The sequence below is a fragment of the Streptomyces sp. NPDC059080 genome, assembly GCF_042739975.1.
GTDB classification, from domain to species: domain Bacteria; phylum Actinomycetota; class Actinomycetes; order Streptomycetales; family Streptomycetaceae; genus Streptomyces; species Streptomyces benahoarensis.
In genome coordinates this window covers 69289-87853 of record NZ_JBHYGX010000001.1, presented here as the reverse complement: position 1 = coordinate 87853, position 18565 = coordinate 69289, and the positions used below count along the sequence as shown (strand labels likewise).

At 71.0% G+C, this 18565-nt stretch carries 9 protein-coding genes (1 of these 9 cut by a window edge); 1 reads left to right on the top strand and 8 read right to left on the bottom strand.

The annotated features are described in order from the left end of the window. Positions 1-239 precede the first annotated feature (239 nt). Positions 240-644: a YbaB/EbfC family nucleoid-associated protein gene (locus ACFWWQ_RS00205; RefSeq protein ID WP_384587554.1), complete on the top strand. Its 405-nt coding sequence runs from the start codon at positions 240-242 to the stop codon at positions 642-644. Here ACFWWQ_RS00205 and ACFWWQ_RS00200 read toward each other — a convergent pair. The 8 genes from ACFWWQ_RS00200 to ACFWWQ_RS00165 form a co-directional block, all read right to left on the bottom strand. Next, the gene (locus tag ACFWWQ_RS00200) at positions 575-778 is read right to left on the bottom strand and encodes a hypothetical protein (protein ID WP_384587551.1); all 204 of its coding nucleotides are present in this window, start codon (positions 776-778) and stop codon (positions 575-577) included. The genes ACFWWQ_RS00205 and ACFWWQ_RS00200 overlap by 70 nt on opposite strands. 41 nt (positions 779-819) lie before the next feature. Then, positions 820-1389, bottom strand: coding sequence for a hypothetical protein (locus tag ACFWWQ_RS00195; protein WP_384587548.1), 570 nt, complete (start codon positions 1387-1389; stop codon positions 820-822). Further along, positions 1386-2507: an ROK family glucokinase gene (locus ACFWWQ_RS00190; protein WP_384587545.1), complete on the bottom strand. Its 1122-nt coding sequence runs from the start codon at positions 2505-2507 to the stop codon at positions 1386-1388. Before ACFWWQ_RS00190 ends, ACFWWQ_RS00195 begins: the two co-directional genes overlap by 4 nt. Before the next feature lie 258 nt (positions 2508-2765). Continuing rightward, positions 2766-3575, bottom strand: coding sequence for an ATP-binding cassette domain-containing protein (locus ACFWWQ_RS00185; protein ID WP_384587542.1), 810 nt, complete (start codon positions 3573-3575; stop codon positions 2766-2768). After that, positions 3572-4639 carry an ABC transporter permease gene (locus ACFWWQ_RS00180; protein WP_384587539.1) on the bottom strand — a complete coding sequence of 356 codons (1068 nt, stop codon included), beginning with the start codon at positions 4637-4639 and terminating at the stop codon, positions 3572-3574. The genes ACFWWQ_RS00185 and ACFWWQ_RS00180 overlap by 4 nt, the downstream gene beginning before the upstream one ends. Further along, positions 4636-5619 (bottom strand): sugar ABC transporter substrate-binding protein, encoded by a 984-nt coding sequence (locus tag ACFWWQ_RS00175; protein WP_384587536.1) that lies wholly within the window; start codon positions 5617-5619, stop codon positions 4636-4638. Before ACFWWQ_RS00175 ends, ACFWWQ_RS00180 begins: the two co-directional genes overlap by 4 nt. Before the next feature lie 277 nt (positions 5620-5896). Continuing rightward, a complete protein-coding gene (locus tag ACFWWQ_RS00170) occupies positions 5897-6742 on the bottom strand; it encodes a transporter substrate-binding domain-containing protein (protein ID WP_384587533.1) in 846 nt (281 codons plus the stop codon). A gap of 202 nt (positions 6743-6944) precedes the next feature. Then, positions 6945-18565: the 3' end of a hypothetical protein gene (locus ACFWWQ_RS00165; RefSeq protein WP_384587529.1), read on the bottom strand. It continues 32995 nt past the right edge of the window; the window shows 11621 of its 44616 coding nt (coding positions 32996-44616); its start codon lies off the right edge, out of view; it ends in the stop codon at positions 6945-6947.

Genomic DNA, 18565 nt, shown 5'->3' with positions numbered 1-18565 from the left:
CCGGCGGTCCGGGGCGCTCCGCAGGGGGCGCCCCGGCCCCGCCCGGGAACTCCGCCGCCGTGCCCGGGACGGAGATCCCCAGAACAGGGACCTGTGCAGGCACCGGCCCGGGCCGCAGGATGGCCGTGGACCGGTGCCGTCTCCCTGCCTCTGGCCGCGATGCGCCCGCGCGCCGCCGTGCCGTCGTGCCGCCGTGCGGCCCGTCCGCGCCCTTCCCGCACTCCCAAGGAGCCCCGCCCATGTCCGACAGCCCGTCCTTCGACATCGCCGCGCTCACCCAGCGGATGCGCGACCTTCAGGGGAACCTGTCCGCCCTGGGCGGGCTGAAGGACAGCGAGATGACCGGGCACGCGCGCGGCGGTCTGGTCATCGCGAAGGTGGACTCCGACGGGACGCTGACCTCGCTGCGGGTGGACCCCTCGGTCATCGACCCGGACGACCCGCAGTCGCTGGAGGACAGCGTCGTCACGGCGGTCGCCGCCGCGCAGTCGGCGCTACGGGAGGTGCGGGCCAAGCAGGTCAACACCTTCACCGAAGGCATGCTGACCCTGGCGGACGGCCTCCGCACCGAGAATCAGCAGCACCACGACTCCCCCGTCACCGCCCCGGCGCCGTCCCCGAAGGACGGACCGGACTCCCGCTGAGCGGGCGCGTCACCGCACCACGTCGAACACGTTCCGTAGCTGACCCGGCCCAGCAGCAGCGCGGTGGCCTCCTCCTGCTCGCGGCCCTTGCTCTCGAACGCCTTGATCTCGAACGCCACGGGCAGCCGGCGCACGGTCGTCCCGGAACGGAACGGTCCGCGGAACCCGCCGCTGCTCAGAACGCGACGGTCGACACCGTACGCACCACCGGATGCCCCGGCTCGTCGAAGCTCACCGTGATCTGCTGCGAGGGCTGCGGCTTCGGGCGGTGTTCGCTGAGCCCCGCGAACTGGCCGTCGCCGGTGAAGTCCCAGCCGACCTGCGCCGCCTGCCGGGGCGTGATGGTGACCTCGCCCTTCTTGAGCGCGTCGGTGCTGGTGCCGATCGCCTTCAGATAGTGGGCCAGGCCCGTGCCGTTGGTCCGGAACTGGACGTAGAGCGAGCTGGTGTCCCAGGAGTTCGTCTCGTAGTAGTAGACGGGCGTCGAGCCGACCGGCACCGGGACGTTGTAGATCCGCTGCTGCACCTTGGACGGGAAGGCGTTGGTCAGGCCCGTCGCGGCGGCCTCGGCGTCCTTCGTCCCACCGCTGTCGCGGCTCTGCTCCGCGGAGATGACGATGTAGCCCGCGGGGAGGGCGATCAGCAGGAAGACGATCACGGCCATCAGCCAGCGGCGGGGCGTCTCGCGCTCGGGCGCGGCGGCGGGCGGCTGGGCGGCGGCGCCCGTGAGGTCCTGGGTGGTCATCGGCGGCCGGTCCGTTCGTAGCGTTCGTACCGCTCCACCCGGCGTCGGTTGGCGCGCCGGAAGCGGCGGGCGACCAGCCGGGCGAGGTCCGCGGCGCCGACCATCCCTGCCTCGGGCCCCAGCTGCGCCTTGACGATCCGCGCCTCGGGGCGGTAGCCGCGGCCGGTGAGGGTGCGGCGGAAGGCGTCCGTGGCGGGGCCGATCAGCAGGTCGTCGGCGGCGCTGACGCCCCCGCCGATGACGAAGCAGGACGGGTCGAGGGCGGCGGCGAGGTTGGCGATGCCGACGCCGAGCCACTGGCCGATCTCGGCAAGCAGCTCGACGCACATCGCGTCGCCCTCCCGCGCCAGCTCCGTGATGAGCGGCCCGGTGATCTCGGGGACGTTGCCCTTGACCCGCTCGATGATGTTGTACGCGACCGGGGAGTCGGCGGCGGCCAGTTCCCTGGCCTCGCGGACCAGGGCGTTGCCGGAGCTGTACTGCTCCCAGCAGCCGCGGTTGCCGCACGGGCAGCGGTGGCCGCCGGGCACCACCTGCATATGGCCGAACTCCCCGGCCACCCCGTACTTACCGCGTTTGACCTGGCCGTCCTCCAGGATGGCGCCGCCGATGCCGGTGCCCAGCGTGATCATGACGAGGTGGTCCTCACCGCGTCCGGCGCCGAACCGCCACTCCGCCCAGGCGGCGGCGTTGGCGTCGTTGTCGACCATGACGGGGACGGCGAGGCGGCCCGCGAGGCGGTCGCGGAGCGGTTCGTTGCGCCAGTTCAGATGCGGGGCGAAGAGGACGTTGGAGCGGTCCGCGTCGACCCATCCGGCGGCGCCGATGCCCACCGCGTGCACATCGTGCCGGTCGGAGAGGTCGAGGACCAGCTCGGTGATGGTGTCCTCGACGACCTTCGGGCTCTTGGACTTGTCCGGCGTCTCGGTGCGGACCTGCTCCAGGATCGCGCCGTCGGCGTCGACGACGCCCGCCATGACCTTGGTGCCGCCGATGTCGATCCCGACGGTCGGGACGCGCGGCGCGGTCAGGTGCGAGCGGCGCGCACGGGTCCCGGCGGTGCGCAGCACGGTCGCTCGGGCGGGCCCCCGGGGGACGCGTTCACGGTACGTACTCATCGGCCCACCTCGCCGTGGCTGCGGTGGTGGCCCGGTCGGCTGTGTGCGCGCAAGAGTCGTCTCGTCCCTGCGGGTCTCGGGAGGCCGGTGCGGCCTCGGTGTGCGGGCGGGGGTTCCGCCGGGGCTGCGGTGCGCGGGCCTTCCGGTCGTCGGGAGCCCCGGGGTGCACGGGTTTGGTGCGATTGTGCATCACCGGCCAGGTCCGGCGCATCGCGGTGTGGAGACGCGGGCGCAAGCGCCGCGCGCCCCCGGGCGGGCTCAGCCGGGGCGGTGGCCGCCGGGGAATTCCGGGGTCGCCTCGCGGGCCAGCTCGTGGCTGAGCTGCTCCAGCTCGCTGCCGCCTGCCATTTGGCGGGTCAGCTCCTCCAGCGAGATCTCCGACCGGGCGTGGCTGCCGGCCATCGCACCGCGCTTGAGGAGGACGAAGCGGTCGCCGACGAGGTAGGCGTGGTGCGGGTTGTGGGTGATCAACACCACGCCGAGCCCGGCGTCCCGGGCGGCCGCGACGTACTTCAGGACGACGCCGGACTGCTTGACGCCGAGCGCCGCCGTCGGCTCGTCGAGGACGAGGACCTTGGCGCCGAAGTAGACGGCGCGGGCGATGGCGACGCACTGCCGCTCGCCGCCGGAGAGGGTGCCGATGGGCTGGTCGACGTCGCGCAGGTCGATGCCCATCCGCAGCAGTTCGCTGCGGGTGGTCTCGCGCATGGTGCGCGCGTCCAGGCGGCGGAACGGGCCGCGGCCCGTGGTCGGCTCGGAGCCGAGGAAGAAATTGCGCCACACCGGCATCAGCGGGACGACGGCGAGGTCCTGGTAGACGGTGGCGATGCCGCGGTCGAGGGCGTCGCGCGGGTTGACCAGGCGGGTCTCGTCCCCGTCGACGGTGAAGCTGCCCGCGTCGTGCTGGTGCAGCCCCGCGATGATCTTGATGAGGGTGGACTTCCCGGCGCCGTTGTCGCCGAGCACGCAGGTGATCTCCCCTGCGTGCACCTCCAGCGAGACGCCTTCCAGCGCCTTGACGTTGCCGTAGAACTTGCTGACGTCGGCCAGCTCGACCAGGGCCGTCATGCCTTCTCCTCCGCCCGTTTGCGCACCCATGCGTTCAGCAGTGTGGCGAGCAGCAGCATCGCCCCGAGGAAGAACTTGAACCAGTCCGGGTTCCACTGCGCGTAGACGATGCCCTTGCTGGTCATGCCGAAGATGAACGCGCCGACGGCGGAGCCGATCGCCGAGCCGTAGCCGCCGGTCATCAGACAGCCGCCGACGACCGCCGCGATGATGTACAGGAACTCGTTGCCGACGCCGTCGCCGGACTGGATCGCGTCGTAAGAGAACAGCAGGTGCTGGCCGGAGATCCAGGCGGCGAGGGCGACGCCCATGTACAGGCCGATCTTGGTCTTGACGACCGGGACGCCGACCGCGCGCGCCGCGTCGTCGCCGCCGCCCACCGCGAAGATCCAGTTGCCGACGCGGGTGCGCAGCAGGACCCAGGTGGCGACGGCGACCAGCACGATCCACCACAGGATGGTGACCTGGATGTCGACGCCGCCGAGTGTCAGGTGCGAGGCGAAGACGGCGCGGGCGGAGTCGAAGCCCTCCATGTCGGCGATGGTCTTCGTGGAGACGGTGCCGCTGATCAGCTTGGTGAAGCCGAGGTTGAGGCCGGTCAGCATGAAGAACGTGCCGAGCGTGATGATGAAGCTGGGCAGCTTCGTACGGGTCAGCAGAAAGCCGTTGAAGAACCCGATGGCCAGGGTGACCAGCAGCGACACCCCGACGCCGACCCAGGTGTTGGCGGTCATCCGGTAGCTGAACATCGACGAGATCAGCGCCGAGCTGACCACCATCACCCCGGCGGACAGGTCGAACTCCCCGCCGATCATCAGCAGCGCGACGGGGACGGCCATGATGCCGATCGTCGACGACGCGTACAGGACGGTGGAGAGACTGGCGGCCCGCAGGAAGGGTTCGGCGACGCAGGCGAAGAAGACGAAGACGGCGAGGGCGCCGACGACCGAGCCCAGTTCGGGGCGGCCCATCAGGCGGTGCACCGGCGAGCGGCGCAGCAGCCGTTCGTCGCCGGACGCCGCGACCGCGAGCTGTGGCGGCGCGCCGCTTCCGGCCGGGCTCATCGGGTGCCCCGCTTCGTGTACTCCTGGAGGGCCGCAGCGTCCTTCTTGGTGATCACCTGCGGTCCGGTGAGCACGGGCTTGCCGCCGCCGAGCATGTCGGCGTTGTACTTGTACAGCCACAGCAGGTCGACGGCCTGGTACCCCTGGAGGTAGGGCTGCTGGTCGACGGCGAAGCCGAGGGAGCCGTCCTCGATGCCGCTCGCGACCTGCGCGTTGAGGTCGAAGGTGTCGATCTCGGCCTTGCTCCCGGCCTGCTCCTTGGCCTTGACGGCGGTGGGCGCGAACGGCGCGCCGAGGGTGACGACCGCATCGATGGACGGGTCGGCCTGGAGCTTGGACTCGATGGACGACTGCACGTCGGGCATGTTGGTGCCCTCGACGTACAGCTTCTCCAGATCGCCCTTGAAGGTCTTCTTCGTGCCGTCGCAGCGCTGCTCGTGGCCGACGTTGCCCTGCTCGTGCAGGACGCAGAGGGCCTTCTTGTGACCGCGGCGGTTCAGCTCCTCGCCGACCGCCTCACCGGCGACCGTCTCGTCCTGCCCGATGTGGCTGAGCGCGCCGGACTTCTTCGAATCCTCGGCACCGGAGTTCACCGTGATCACCGGGATACCGGCCTTCTCGGCCTTGGCCACGACGTCCTTCATGGCGTCGGGCTTGGCGAGCGTGACGATCAGCCCGTCGACCTTCTGGTCGATGTAGGACTGCACCAGCTGGCTCTGCCGCTGGGCCTCCTTGTCGTGGCCGTAGACGAACTTGATGTTGTCCTTCGCCGCGGCCTGCTGCGCACCGTTCTGGACGATGTCCCAGAAGGTGTCGCCGTCTCCGGAGTGGGTGACCATCGCAAAGGTCCACCTGGGGGTGTTCACCGCCGCCCGGCCGCCGGCGGCCTGCGCCGCCCGCGCGTCCTCGGCACGCTTGCCTCCGGTACTGCTGCACCCCGCGAGGGAGGCGCCGAGCACCGCCGCCAGCACGGCGCCCATGACGCGTACGCCTCTTCGAACCCTTGCCACGAGGTCTTGCCCTTCCGCCGATTGTCACGCTCTGTCGGGTGGCCGCCGCACACCGTTCGCGGAACGCCGGCCCCAACCGACCAAGTATCCGTTACCTGCGATCTGTACCGGTTCATGGGGTCCGGCACCGGCCCGACGGCGGTGGCTCCGGCCCGGGAGCGTAGCCCAGGGGCGGGCGGCTGGCGGGAAAACAGCAAAAGAGGAGGGACGGACCGTCACCCTCCGTACCCTCCCCTTCCTCCACGCGTCACTTCATCCAGGCGTCCTCGTACTTCTGGTACGTCCCGTCGTTCTTCGCCAGATGGACCCACTGGTCGACGTACGCGGTGAACTCGGCGTCGCCGCGCGGCAGGGCGTACGCCTTCTCGGAGAAGGTGAACGGCTTGTCCGGGTGGAGCGCGCACAGCTCGGGGTGGATCCTGGCCTGGTAGAGCGTCTCCCCGGCATCGGTCATCATCACATCGGCGCGCCCGGCGATGATCTCGTCGAAGATCGTGGTGTTGTCCGGATGGACGGTGACCTTGGCCCGCTTCAGGTGCGCCCGCGCGAACTCCTCGTTCGTCCCCCCGGGGTTGACGACCACCCGCGTCTCCGGCCGGTCGATCTGCTCCAGCGTGCCGTACTTCTCCTTGTCCGCGCAGCGGACGACCGGCGTCTTGCCGTCGCGGCGGGTGGGCTCGCTGAACGCCACGGCGCGGGCGCGCGGCAGCGTGATGGAGACGCCGCCCATGGCGATGTCGCACCGCCCCTCGGCGAGGTCCCCGACGAGCGACGCCCAAGTGCTCGCGACATAACGGGGCGTGGCGTCCAGGCTCGCCGCCAGGTCCTTCGCCATGTCGAGGTCGACGCCGGAGTACGCGCCCGTCCCGGGGTCGCGGTAGGTGTAGGGGCGGTAGTCGCCGGTGGTACAGACACGCAGCACACCGCGGCGCGGGACGGTGTCCAGGAGCGAGCGGGCCGACGGTTGCGGCCGATGCGCACCCGCCGCGGTCGGCGCCGCGCTGGGCGCCGGGGCGGGCGTGGCCGCGGACGGCGCGGCGGCGGTGGCGGCGAGCAGGACGGCCAGGGCGGACAGGGTAACGGCGCGCTTCATGGGTTCGGGCTCCTGTACGGGGGATGGCCGGTACGGACGGTGCCGGCACGCGGGCAGTCGGACGCCGCGCACAGCGTGGCAGAGTCCGCACGGCCGGTGAAGGGCGTGATCGTTCCGTGGGACGGGGCGGGGCGGGCGTGGTCGGCCGTTCCCGGGGCGAGCGGGGCGGCCGGCGAGGCTGCGGCGCGCCCCGCCGGCCCGCCTACCGCTGACGTTCCGTTCCGGGAGCAGGCTCGGACGACCGCGGCGCAGGGGCTTCCCTGAGCAGCTCCGGATGGTGGGTCAGGTAGTCGTAGAAGAGCTGTGCGCCGGCGCGCTTGCGGTTCTGTTGGCTCACCGCCAGCAGCCCCGCGGTCTGCGGCACCAGCAGCTCGGCAAGGTACCGCTCGAAGCCCCGGTGCGTCCCGGGTTCGTACCGGGCCGCCAGCGGGTCGAGGCCCTCACGTTCCGCGTAGTCGAGCCAGGTGAACAGACCATCCGTCAGGTTCCACCGGACACCGGGCAGCAGGTCCCGTCGGAGCAGGTAGCCGGTGATCACCTCGGCCAGGTGAGCGTCCCGCGGCCGGATGGCGTCGAGCCGGGCGGCCAGCGCGGGACCGGCGGCGGCAGGGGGCCCGCCCGCGCTCTCCTGGTGTACGCCGCCCGGTGCCGTCGTCGTGGCCAACTGGCGGGAACCGGTGGACGGTTCCTCCGTTGCTCCGGCGTACAGGCCCGCGAGGGCCTGCACCGTGGCCGCGCCTTCGGTCCCGAGACTCTGGTAGAAGCCCCGTGCCGCCGAAATCCACCTGCGCGCCCGCTGCTCCCCCCGGACACCCCGCTGCGCCTCCTGCGCCACCTTGGGCCCGAAGGACGCGACAACGTCTGCCGAGGGGGACAGCAGCGCATTGCCTCCCCCCGTGCCCGCCATGCGGACGTGCCGGCACCAGACGTGGAGGGACTGGGCCAGCGACTCCCGCGTCTGCGCGTCCCGGTAGGCGGACAGCCAGTCGTGCACCCGGCGGGCTTCCGGGTTCCCCGGACTGTGCGGGGGCTGCAGGTCGTTGAGCAGCTGCCGTGTCGCCAGCCACCCGTAACCGACCGGCACCTCGATGCGCACGCCCGGCTCTCCGGCGGCGGCGTAGGGGAGCCTGGTGACACCCGCCAGGCTGCCGGCGTAGGAGGTGGCGACGGACGGCTCACCGAGCACGGCGAACGGGTCGATGTCCGTGGCAGGCGGTGCCTGAGGCGCATCGTCGATCCAGGTCTCCCCCGCGTTCCGGGCCCACTCCGACAGGGCTCGGGCCTTCGCCAGGGCGACATCCCGGTCGCCGGAGAGCAGGACGGCGCTGACGGTGTCCACCGCGTCGTTCGTCAACTGCCAGCGGCGCAGGGACTCGTCGTCGCCACCCCACTGCGGTGGCCAGCCCAGCAGGTCCGACGCCTCGGAGTAGACCTGTAGCAGATTGTCCGGAACGGTGCCGGGGGTGGGCTGCCGGCCTCCGCCGCCGACCAGCAGATCGCCGTCCGGTTCTCCCCACAGGTCCTCCGCGACGAGCACCAGTCGCCTGGTTCCGTCCGGCGCGAACTCCTCTGCCAGGACCTCGAAACGGGTACCGGTGGGGACCGTCACCTCGGCGGAGTGCGCCGAAGGCTCCGGGGAACGGACATGGAGCCACAGGTGTGTCCCCCGGCCGTGCGGCGGCAGCTCCCGGTACGCGGTGAACGCTCCGTCCCACGTGATGCTGCTCCCCGGGCCGTACCGTCCGGCCACCGCGTCGTCCAGCCACAGATGGGCCTGTGCGGCATGCGGATGCGACGCGGTCAGGGCCGTGTGGAGAGTGTCCGCCGCCATCAGCTCCCCGGGCATGTCCCCGGAGAGGTCGTGAAGGCCGCTCCGCAGCGCCTCGGTCGGGACCTCGCTCAGTGCGTCGTCCGCCTCCGCGCCGTGCGGCGGCTCCTCCGTCGCCTGCGTATCCGTGCTGCGGAGCAGTTCGGGGTGTTTGGCGAGGTAGGTGTAGAGGGCCGCCGCTCCGGCCTTGTACCGGCCGAGCGGCCTGGCCGATTTTCCGTCCCCGGCCTGATATCGCTCAAGGAACCGGGCGAACCCCTCGTCCTCCTCCGGACGGTGGAGCCCTCCCAACGGGTCCACCCCCAGTGATTCGACGTAGGCGAGCCAGAGCTTGATCCCCGACATCTTGCTTCTGACCTTCGGCGGCCTGACGTCCGGATCGTCGAAGCATCCGGTGACCGCCCTGGCGAGGGACTCCTTTTCCAGGGCCTGGAGGCCGAGGACCATGTCGTGCGCGGTGACGGGCCACCCCTGGGGCTGCTCCCCGGGCACCTGCGGTACCGGGACGGAGGTGCGGGAGAACATCGCAAAGCTCTGCTCCGTCGGGGCCGACGGCTGCGCCTCCCGCGGTACCGGCCCGTCCAGCCGGAACCGGCTCCTTCCGGACGCCGCGCGCTTCTGCCCTGCCTGTCCGGACGCCGCGCGCCTTTGCCTTGCCTGCCCGGGCGGGTAGACGTCCTCCCGTCGCGTCGGTGTGGGCCGCCCACGCCTCGGCGACGATGCCTCCGTGAGCCCCTGGGAGCCGTCCGCCGTCGTGGCCCGTGTCCCCGCGGGGGGACGGACACCGCCGCTCCTCACCGACCCGGGTGTCCCCGTACCCGGTGTACGGCTACGGGACCGGCGAGCCGCACGCTCGTCGCTCGTGCCGATCCACGCTTCCCCGTCCTCGTACGCACGCGTGGTCAGCTGTCGCGCCGCCTCCGCGGCGGCCGTCGGCCCCGCGGCCTCGTACACGTGGCCCACCCGCTGCAGCGCGTCGTTGAACAGCTGGGTACGGCGGACCACTTCGCCGTCCGGCAGCTGCTCTTCGTGGGCGGTCCGCATTTCGGCGGGCCATCCGAGGAGGTCCGCGACCAGAAGGTAGTGCTGCACCATGTCTTCCGGGACAGAGGCAGGGGTGTTCTCGCGGGCGGGCAGCAGCGCCTGCTGCTGTTCCTCGTAAACCCCCGTGTCCTGGAGGAAGTCCTCCAGGGTGCCGGGGTCGCCGTCCCAGAGCGCGGCGGAACCGAACTGCTGCGGGGAAGGGCCGTCATGTGGCCCGGGCAGCGGCTCGAAGCCCATCGGCCCGGGGAACTGCTCGAAGCCCATCGGCCCGGGCGAGGGCTCGACGTTCATGATGTCCATGGCGTCCAGGGCAGCCGACGCCCGCGCGTACGGCCCCGGCTCCCGAGCGCGTCCCGGGTCCGTTCCCTGCCGCGACGTGGACGGCCCCTGCGCGGCGCTCCCCGTGCGCCGCCGGCCCCCTCGATCCGGCGCCCCTCCGTACAGAGCGGCGCGCTCGTCCTCCGCGCGGATCCACGGGCTGAGGGCGTGCGGCAGCCCCGTCGTCAGCGAGTCCACCTGCGCAGGCGTCAGGAGCGCCAACTGCTCTGCATGGAGCGTTACCTGATACCCCCGCAGGTACTGCTCCCGCTGCGCCTTCGACAGGTGGTCCCGCAGAGCCTGCGGCAACCCGTCGAACTCCGCCGCCCGCTCCCGCCGGGACAGCTCCGCCACACGCTCACGCGCAGCCTCCGGCCCCTTGAGGAACAATGCCTTCTCCACCGCCGCCAGCGCGTCCCTCCTGGCCCGCCGACGCCGCGACGACCCGGCACCGCCCATGGCGGGCATCGGCCACCGCAGATACCCCGACGCCTGCGCGAACCGCCGTACGTCTTCCTCACCGAACGGCACCTGCGGTGCCGCGGCCCCGTCTCCGCCGGGCGCCTGTGCCCTCGGAGGTACGGCGCTGCCGCCTGCGTCCTCCGGGCCACGGTTCACGTACTGCGCAAAGTCCACCTCCTCGTCGCTGTCCCAGAGGGCGTCGCCGTCCGTGCGGACGTCGTCGGAGGCGCCGTGCGGCGGCACGGAGGGCTCGTTCGGCAGGACAGTGGAGCCCTGGCCGCCCGGGGCGGTCGCCGGCCCGTTCCCGGGACCGGGTGTCGCGGCGCCGCCGCCCGTGATGCCCGACGGGTCGGCGAGCCCGGCGAGCGACCAGGAAGCGCGAGCGCCCGGGGCCGGTTGCAGCCGGTAGTCGCGGATGATGCCGTCCGATGCGGTCTCGACCTGCAATTCCGTGTCGGGGTGGCCCGGCAGCTGCATGGTGTGGACGTTCTTGTACAGGTTGCCGGCCAGGCTCTGCTTGGCCTTGCGGAAGGCGAGCAGCCGCAGTTGCTCTTCCGTGATCTCCGGCGGGCGGTATTCCGTCCTTTCCCGCGCCCACGCCTCGTCCCGGAAATTCGCACGGACCCGGGCGAGCAGTTCCTCGACGGTGCTCTGCACGGTGGCGTGGGGCGCCGTCCGCGCTGCGTCGTAGGCCCGGAGCAGCGGCTTGGCCTCGCTGTCCTGAAGGATGCCGCGCGGTGTGAGGGCGTCGAGCAGAGCCGCCACTTGCGGGGCGGCCGTCTCGGGGAACCATTCCCCGGGTTCCGGCATCGGGAGGGCCGCTTGTGCCGCGAAGAGAAGGGAGAAGACGGCGCGGGGATCCGGTGTGATCCCCAGCCACATCTCCGCCCGTTGTGCGTCGGTTCTGCCCCCGGCCTCCGAGAAGAACCGGTCGGCCGGCGTCACGCCCCGCTCATCGGCGTCCGGCTGCCGGAATTCCAGGTCGAAGCGGATCAGCGGCAGCCTGTCAAAGCGGTTGAGGGAGTTGTACTCCGTGTCGATGCATTCCTGAATCCTCTGCCGGAGCGACTCAAGGTCCTGCGCCTGCTCGGGTGTCAGGGGCGACGGCGCCGTGACCTTCCGTACCAGCCGCAGGCCCAGGTCGCCATCCTTGAGGGCGACGTACGACACCTCGAAGCGTTTCTCCCCACCGCTCCGTATGCGCAAATTCCGCTCGTGCCCGCCGGTACTCGCGACAACTTCCTGCTCGTTCCAGCGGTTCCACGCGCCCCTGGGCTGTGCCGGGGCGGGGCGGGCCCACACGTGCCGTCCCTGGAGGACGTAGCCCTGGATACGGACGCCGTGGCCCTCGCCGGTCCACAGGTAGCCGGCCCGGAGCTCGCCGTTGTCGTCCGCGCCGGGCCAGACGAAGCGGCCGCTTTCCAGGGCCGCTCCGTGGGCGATATTGAGGGCCCCCCAGAGGGTGTCCGCCGTCCAGTTCGCCGGGAAGACCAGGTGGCGGGCGTGTTGGCTGTCAAGGGCAGGGCGCCAGTTGTCGAGGTCGCGGCTGGCCTCCGAGAACGGCGACACCGTGGGGTCCAGCAGACGCACGCTCGCGAACCGGACCCCGTTCTCGGCGAAGGATTTCGAGGACACACGGTAATGGACGCCCCAGTTCTCCTGGGTCTGCGGGTGGAAGGCGTGGTAGCCGCCGACGCCGTTGAGCCGGTCGCCGTAGAGGATCACGCGTTCCGTGGTGCGGGTGATGCGCGGCGGGCCCTCAGGAGCGGGCTCGGGCAGTTGGTTACGGAAGAGCGGTGCCTGGAGCAGCTTGCCGGACTCGGGGTGGGTCTGCTCCTCGTGCGGGGCGAAGTCGAGGATCTGGCCGGTGCCGTCGAGGACACCGCGGATGCGCAGCCCCTGGTAGATCCCGTCGAACTCAGCCCGGCCGGTGGCCACGTCCAGGGTGCCGCCCCGCCGGCGCCAGTCGAGAAACGCCTGGCGAGCCGCGTACACGACCTCGTCCTCGGTCATGGTGTCGGGGAACATCAGCACCGGCTCGTCCGGCTTGGCCGGGGGCTCCGCGAGGTCGCCGGCCGTGGTGTGGTGCGCGGTGCCGTCCTTGAGGGGCGTCGCAAGGCCCGGGAACGACGCGAGGTAGGTGTAGTTGGGCAGCATCGCACCGACACTGCGCTTCGGGGGTTCGCGGAAGGTGGAGTGGTTGCGCGGCGCCAGTCGACCCGGCCGGTTGGCGCCGGGATCGCCCCACAGCACCTTGTGACGCACCTCCTCCGGGACGGTGACCTGGTCGAGGGCGGACGGCAGGGGCTTCGGGACATCACCCGCCGCGGCCCGCACCTCGTCCGGTGAGAGCAGCAGCTCACCCACCGGCACCCTCTCTTCGCCCGTCAAGGCGTTCTTCAAGGATGCCTTCAAGGAGTCCGTCCAGCCCTTCGTGGTGCCGCCCTCGCCCGGCACGTCACCGGTGGCGAGCTGTGCCCGCTCGATGGACGACCAGAGCATCGACAGGTCGTGCGGCAGCCACCGCTGATTGCGGACCTCGGAGCCGAAGGCAATCGGCAGATCGCCGTTGAGCCGGATCTCCCCCCGCTCGTCGGTGTACTGCGCGGACATCACCGAACCGTCTTCGTCCAGCGGACGCGGCCAGCCCTCCTGATACCAGTCCTCACCGCCGAAGAGATGGCTCAGCTCGTGGAGAAGGACCAGCGTGAGGGTCGTGACGTACCACGTGGCGCTGTCCGCCCCGCCGGCCCCCGGCAGCAGATCGACCACGTGGTGGCAGCGGTCCGCGTCGTCGGTGAACTCCACCGCGAACTCCACCAGGTCACCGTTGGGAAAGCGGTGCCCCACGTTGTGGTACACACGGACGACCCTGGCGGCCAGGTCCTTGATCTCGTCCGTCTTCTCGGGCGTCACCCCGTCATGGGGACGCAGGTGGATGAACGTGACCAGCCGGGCCAGTACCGTCCCGTCACCCAGCTCGTAGCGCCGGGCCTGGAACCGCTGGAACGGCACGGGGCCGAGCCATTCGATCCAGTCCTTGAACTTCTCGGTCGGCGGGTGCACCTCGACCGGTGGTCCGATCTGCTTCCCCATCGGGACGACGCGCACGCGGTAGCCGTAGGCCCCCGGTGTGCTCAGCTCCGGCGCGCTCTCGACGGCGGTGACGACGCCCCGGGTGCCGGGCCGGAAGATCACCGGGGCTGCCGGATTGTCCGGGAAGAGCCGCGCGGTCGTGACGGACGTGAACGCTTCGTAGACGATCTCGACATTGCCCGCACCGGACGGCGCGTCACCCACCGTGCCGAACGTGAGGCCGAGATCGAGCTCGTGCCCGACCGTATACGGAAGCCCGGCGGAGGTCATACGCTGCCGTGCCACGCCGGTGTACTCGTCCAGCCTGCGCAGACCGGCGGCGGCGACGGCGGCGGTGATCACCGCGGGCAGCGTCCGGTCGGCGAGATCCTGCCGGAAGTCGGGCAGGGCCTTCCCCCTGACCAGCGCATGCACCGCGAACAGCTCCCGGGCCGCGTCGGTGATTCCCCCGGGGGACGGTTCGTCGCCCGCCACCCGGTGGAGGAAGTCCCAGAGTTCGCGGGTCTCCTGGGTCGTGGCGCGGTGCTGCGCCCGGAGCATGTCGAAGTAGCCGTGGTCCAGCTCGGTGAGGTGAGGATCCGTCCGGCTGATGCGGTGCAGCGGATCGTCGGCGAGCAGCCAGCCGTTGCGCCAGTCGGTCACGGCCTGCCGCTCGCGGGTGAGGGTGCGGGCGTACTCCTCGCGGACACGCTCGGGCGTCGTGAACAGTTCGGCGAGGCGGGTGAACCGGTCGTGGCGCACGCCCTCGTACCGGAACAGTGACGGAGTGCCGCCCATCCGCGCCAGCGACCGGTGGCTGTCGTTCTCGGCGGTGCGGTAGACGAACAACGGGCCCTGCGGGGCTATCGTCGCTCCTGTGGGCCCCTCGCCCGCCACGTAGGGGACCGACTCCTCGGCCTGGAGGAACTGGAGCACCTCACCGAACAGCTTCTGCACCGTGGAGGCCGTCGGCGCCTCGGGGGCGGTGAGCCGGGCCGCCGCCCCCGCCAGGGCGTCGAAGACCTCCTCCGCGGTGAGGGCTCCCTCAAAATACTCGTGGACGCGGTCGCGGGCCTTGCTGACCTCCATGGCCTTGAGGACGTCGTCGTCCCCGTCGAACAGGGTGCGGTGGCGCCGGAACACCTCGTCGTCGGGGTATGTCATCGGCCCGTGATCGCCGGACATCGGCAGGCCGCTGAGCAGCAGCGCCTTGACCAGGGTCGCCACCGGCACGATCCGGTCGGAGCCGGGACCGGTCTCCCAGGCCAGGCGCAGGAACTGCCGCACCTTCCGCTCGGCATGCACCCTGAGCGAATCCGTCGGACCGGGGGTGCCGTCCGCGCCGGGCAGCAGCGCCCGCCGCAGGTCGGGCCACGGCCCGGTCAGCCGGCGCAGGGTGCCGGTGCTCCAGGAGCCGTCGTGGCGCACCTCATGCATCACGTCGGGCACCGCGCCGACGGCGTCCGTGACCGACGCGGTGGCGTGGGGCTGCGGCGGGGCGGACGTGGTGCCTGCGGTTCCGTCGGTCTGCGCGCTGACGTCATCGGGGATGTCGGCCCACGGCTCCACCGTCACCGCCATGAAGCGGCTCACTCCCGCCGCGTGATCCCCCTCCCCCAACGCCTCGATCAGCAGCAGGTGTTCGCCGAGGAACGTGTCCAGCTTCTGCTTGCGCAGGTGGTACGAGTCCTGCGGCCCGCCGTCGAGCAGCGGGTGCGGCGTCCTCCGGGACTCCGGCAACAGCGACTGCTCCCACGTCACGTAGTACGAGCGCAGCAGCCGCAGCGCCCGCTGGGAGCGGTTCAGGTCACCGGCGGCCCACTCCTCGGCGGTGAGCCGGGGGTCGAGCGCGGGGTCCAGCGGGAAGGCGGTCTGCGACAGTGTGCCGGGGAGGGGCGGGGTGCCGGTGGGCGGGGTGCCGGTCGGCGGGGTGCCGCCCAGCTCGCTCGGCGCGTCCTCCGTCGGCTGTCCCCCGCCGTGCGTGTTCCCGGTGCCCCCGGACGCCGTTCCGTACGGCGCTCCCCCGGCCGTGGCGGGCGCGGCGGCAGCCGCCCGGCGCACCGGTCCGCCGTGGGAGCCCTGCGCGTCGTTCACCGGCCACGACGCGTTCGGCCACGACGCGTTCGACTGCGGCAGGTTCGGTACGGGACCGCCGGACGGCTGCGGGCCGCCCGAACCACCACCGGGGAACCCGAGCCCCGTGCCGCCCGCCCCACCCGAGAAGGGGCCGTCATCGTCCAAGAAGTCCAGGAAGCCCAGGGACTCCGGCTGGGGCACCTCGGGCCCGACCGGTTCCAGTTGGAGCCACCTGCGGCCATCCACCATCGTGTCCATGACGACCACGAACTCCGGCGACTGCGGAAGCAACACCACCCCCGCGGAGAACTCGCCCCCGGAGCCCTCCCGGCCCACCGGGATTCGCCGCCCGCCCGCATTGTTGACACACACACCGACATGCCCCGGCGACGGTGCATCACCTGACTGCGGCGACAACACCGACCACGGCTCCAGGACAACCCGGGAACCGAGGGAATAAGCGGACTCCTTGATCCCATCCGTCCACAGGTACGCCGGTCCCTGATGCACGTCGAAGGTGCCAGCCTTCCCCTCGACGAGCTCCCGGAACGCATCACCGACAGGGCCCGCACCACGGATCAGGCCCTGAGCCGTCGCATGCGTCTGAGCATCGCCCAGCCAACGCGTCAGCGCCTCACCCAAATCAAACGTCCCCACCCGCTCCGCCTCCGCCAACCCCGCGGGCAGCACCTCCCGCAGTACGGCATGGGGGCTGTCCCACCTAGCCGGAAGCGCTTCAGCTCCGCCGCCTTCCGGACCCCCCGGCGTCTGCTGCTCCACACCCTGCATCGCCTCACCGGAACCGCCGTCCCACACGAAGTCATCCCAAGTGAGACCACCATCGAGAACCTCCTGCAGGCCCCCGGACGCCTGCTCCTCCCCCAGAGGCATCGGTGCGTTCATCGGCGCGTTCTCCGATGCCTCCCCCATCAGCTCACGGAGATAGTCCCCGAGCGGGTCATGAGCAGCCCCGGACTCGCCGTCCGCCAACGGCATCGGCGTGTCTTCCAGCACCGGCTCGATCGCCTCGCCGAGCGGCCCCCCTCCCGAAGCGTCCGGACCACTGCCGCCCTCCGGACCGGTTCCGTCCGATGCTGCCGGGCCACCCGAGACCGCCGTGGCTCCGGACGGCCGCTGCGTCACCGCCGGCCTGCCACCACCCGAAGACTCCGGCTGGCCACCCAGCAACCCCGGATGACTCTTGAGGTAATTGTCGCGGAACCTCATGAAACTGTTGGCCGCCTTCTGCCTGTTGAGGAGCGCATTTTCAGTGACCCCCTCCGCTCCAAAAACCTCAAGGAGGTATTTCTTATACTCGTTATCCTTGGTCGGCAGGACCTTCACGTCCAGAAGTTTCCGGCTATTTTCGGCTGGGTCGCCCCCCACCACATACTTCTCCCACAGGAGAAATTGCCGCACCTTGTCGAAGGCGTAACCCCTGACCTTACGCTTTTCCCTCACCGCCTCCTTCGCCTTCAATTTCTCATCGGTCGTCTTTATCAGGTCGTCCCGCCAAGCCCGCAGGATCTCGGCCAGCGGGCCCGTGGCATACCGTTGCTCGAGAAGGTTGTCCAGTTCGTTCACCGAGGGGGCCCGCCCTCCGGCGCCCAGCTGCCGGTTCCCAGACTTGATCAAGTACGTCAGAAGGGCACTTGCGCCTTCCCGCTGCCATGAGGGAAGGACGGCTTCACGGCTCGCGCCCGCGCCTTCTCCCGGCCGCACTGCGCCCTGCAGATGGCGCACCATCGCCTCCATCTCCTCCTGGAGCGTGGCACATGTTCCGGCCACCTCACGGTGCGCCTGCTGCCACCAGCCTCGGATTTTGGCGGCGTAGACCACACTCGCCCTAGGGCTCAACCCCGACCACACCAGCCATTTCCTGACTTCCGCCACGAACGGGTGGCCCGGGGAACCATGCGCCTGCGCCATTTCCTCCAGCAGGCGACGAACGGCGGGCGCGTCGGGCTGCCGCGCCATCCACGGCGCCAGCGCGGCCTCCAGTCCTGCCGCCCATTGGCCTCGCTCCCCCTCAGGAAGATCACCAAGCACACCCTGATCGCGGATGCCCTTCAGGAGGTCTTCCGCCCTTTCGACGAGCGACTTCCAGAACAGGAGATCGCCGGCGGCGAGCGTGTTGGGATCCACTGCCATCAGCCCCCCCACGACACTCTCGATTTCCGACAGCACATCGGTGACCGTCACCGGCTGGCCGGTTTCCAATGCGTTATCCCGCCCCTCGGCCGGAGCGTCACCAGAAGGCTGCACATCCACGGCGTCCCAGCTCTTCAAGTGAGCCAAAAAGCGACGCGCCAAGGACTTGGAATTAGGGTCGGAAAGATCGTCCAAGTTCCGTTCCAGATGCTCGCCGAAGGCCGCCAAAGGATGACCGTCGGCGCTCCGCACCTCACGCGCCTCTCCCGGAGCATCACGCCAAAGTTTCTCCAACTTGGTCTTATAGATCGGTCGGCTTGAAGGACTGATTTTCAGGCTGTTCAACCACTCATTCACCTCCGTGACAAAGGGGTGGTCCTCCGCCAGCTCACTTCCCCGGCCGGACCGCTTCGAGGACCGGGCCACACCCCTCGCGGGCCCGTCGGCCACCCTCGCGGGCTCGTCGGCGACGAATTTCAGCACCCGGTTGAGGCGCCGGGTCACCAGCACCTCCTCGCCGAACAAGCGGTGACGGGCCTCGGGATGCCACACGTCACGCCGGTAGCGGCGCACGAACGGAACCTTCGCCGGATGCACACCCCCCTCGCGCGCCGCCTTCTCCATCTTCGAGACGTACTCCTCCAGCCTCCGCGTCCAGTCGAACCAGCCCTGCACCACAGGGCCGTCCAATGACCGGTCAACCGACTCACCCGGCGCCTCGCCCCCGAACGGCAGCGAACTGTCCGGCTTGACCCCGCCGACCGCGTCCTCCCCCTCCGTCAACGCCCGCACAAGCCGCTCATGCAGCCCCTCGTTCTCCTCCCACGGCAGACCGGCGAGGATTTCCCAGCCCTCCTCCAGCCGGGCCC

What these genes read in the sequence shown, in the direction of transcription:
- ACFWWQ_RS00205 (WP_384587554.1), top strand. Translation starts at nt 240, where the DNA reads ATGTCCGACAGCCCGTCCTTCGACATCGCCGCGCTCACCCAGCGGATG.
- ACFWWQ_RS00195 (WP_384587548.1), bottom strand. Translation starts at nt 1,389, where the DNA reads ATGACCACCCAGGACCTCACGGGCGCCGCCGCCCAGCCGCCCGCCGCC.
- ACFWWQ_RS00190 (WP_384587545.1), bottom strand. Translation starts at nt 2,507, where the DNA reads ATGAGTACGTACCGTGAACGCGTCCCCCGGGGGCCCGCCCGAGCGACC.
- ACFWWQ_RS00185 (WP_384587542.1), bottom strand. Translation starts at nt 3,575, where the DNA reads ATGACGGCCCTGGTCGAGCTGGCCGACGTCAGCAAGTTCTACGGCAAC.
- ACFWWQ_RS00180 (WP_384587539.1), bottom strand. Translation starts at nt 4,639, where the DNA reads ATGAGCCCGGCCGGAAGCGGCGCGCCGCCACAGCTCGCGGTCGCGGCG.
- ACFWWQ_RS00175 (WP_384587536.1), bottom strand. Translation starts at nt 5,619, where the DNA reads ATGGGCGCCGTGCTGGCGGCGGTGCTCGGCGCCTCCCTCGCGGGGTGC.
- ACFWWQ_RS00170 (WP_384587533.1), bottom strand. Translation starts at nt 6,742, where the DNA reads ATGAAGCGCGCCGTTACCCTGTCCGCCCTGGCCGTCCTGCTCGCCGCC.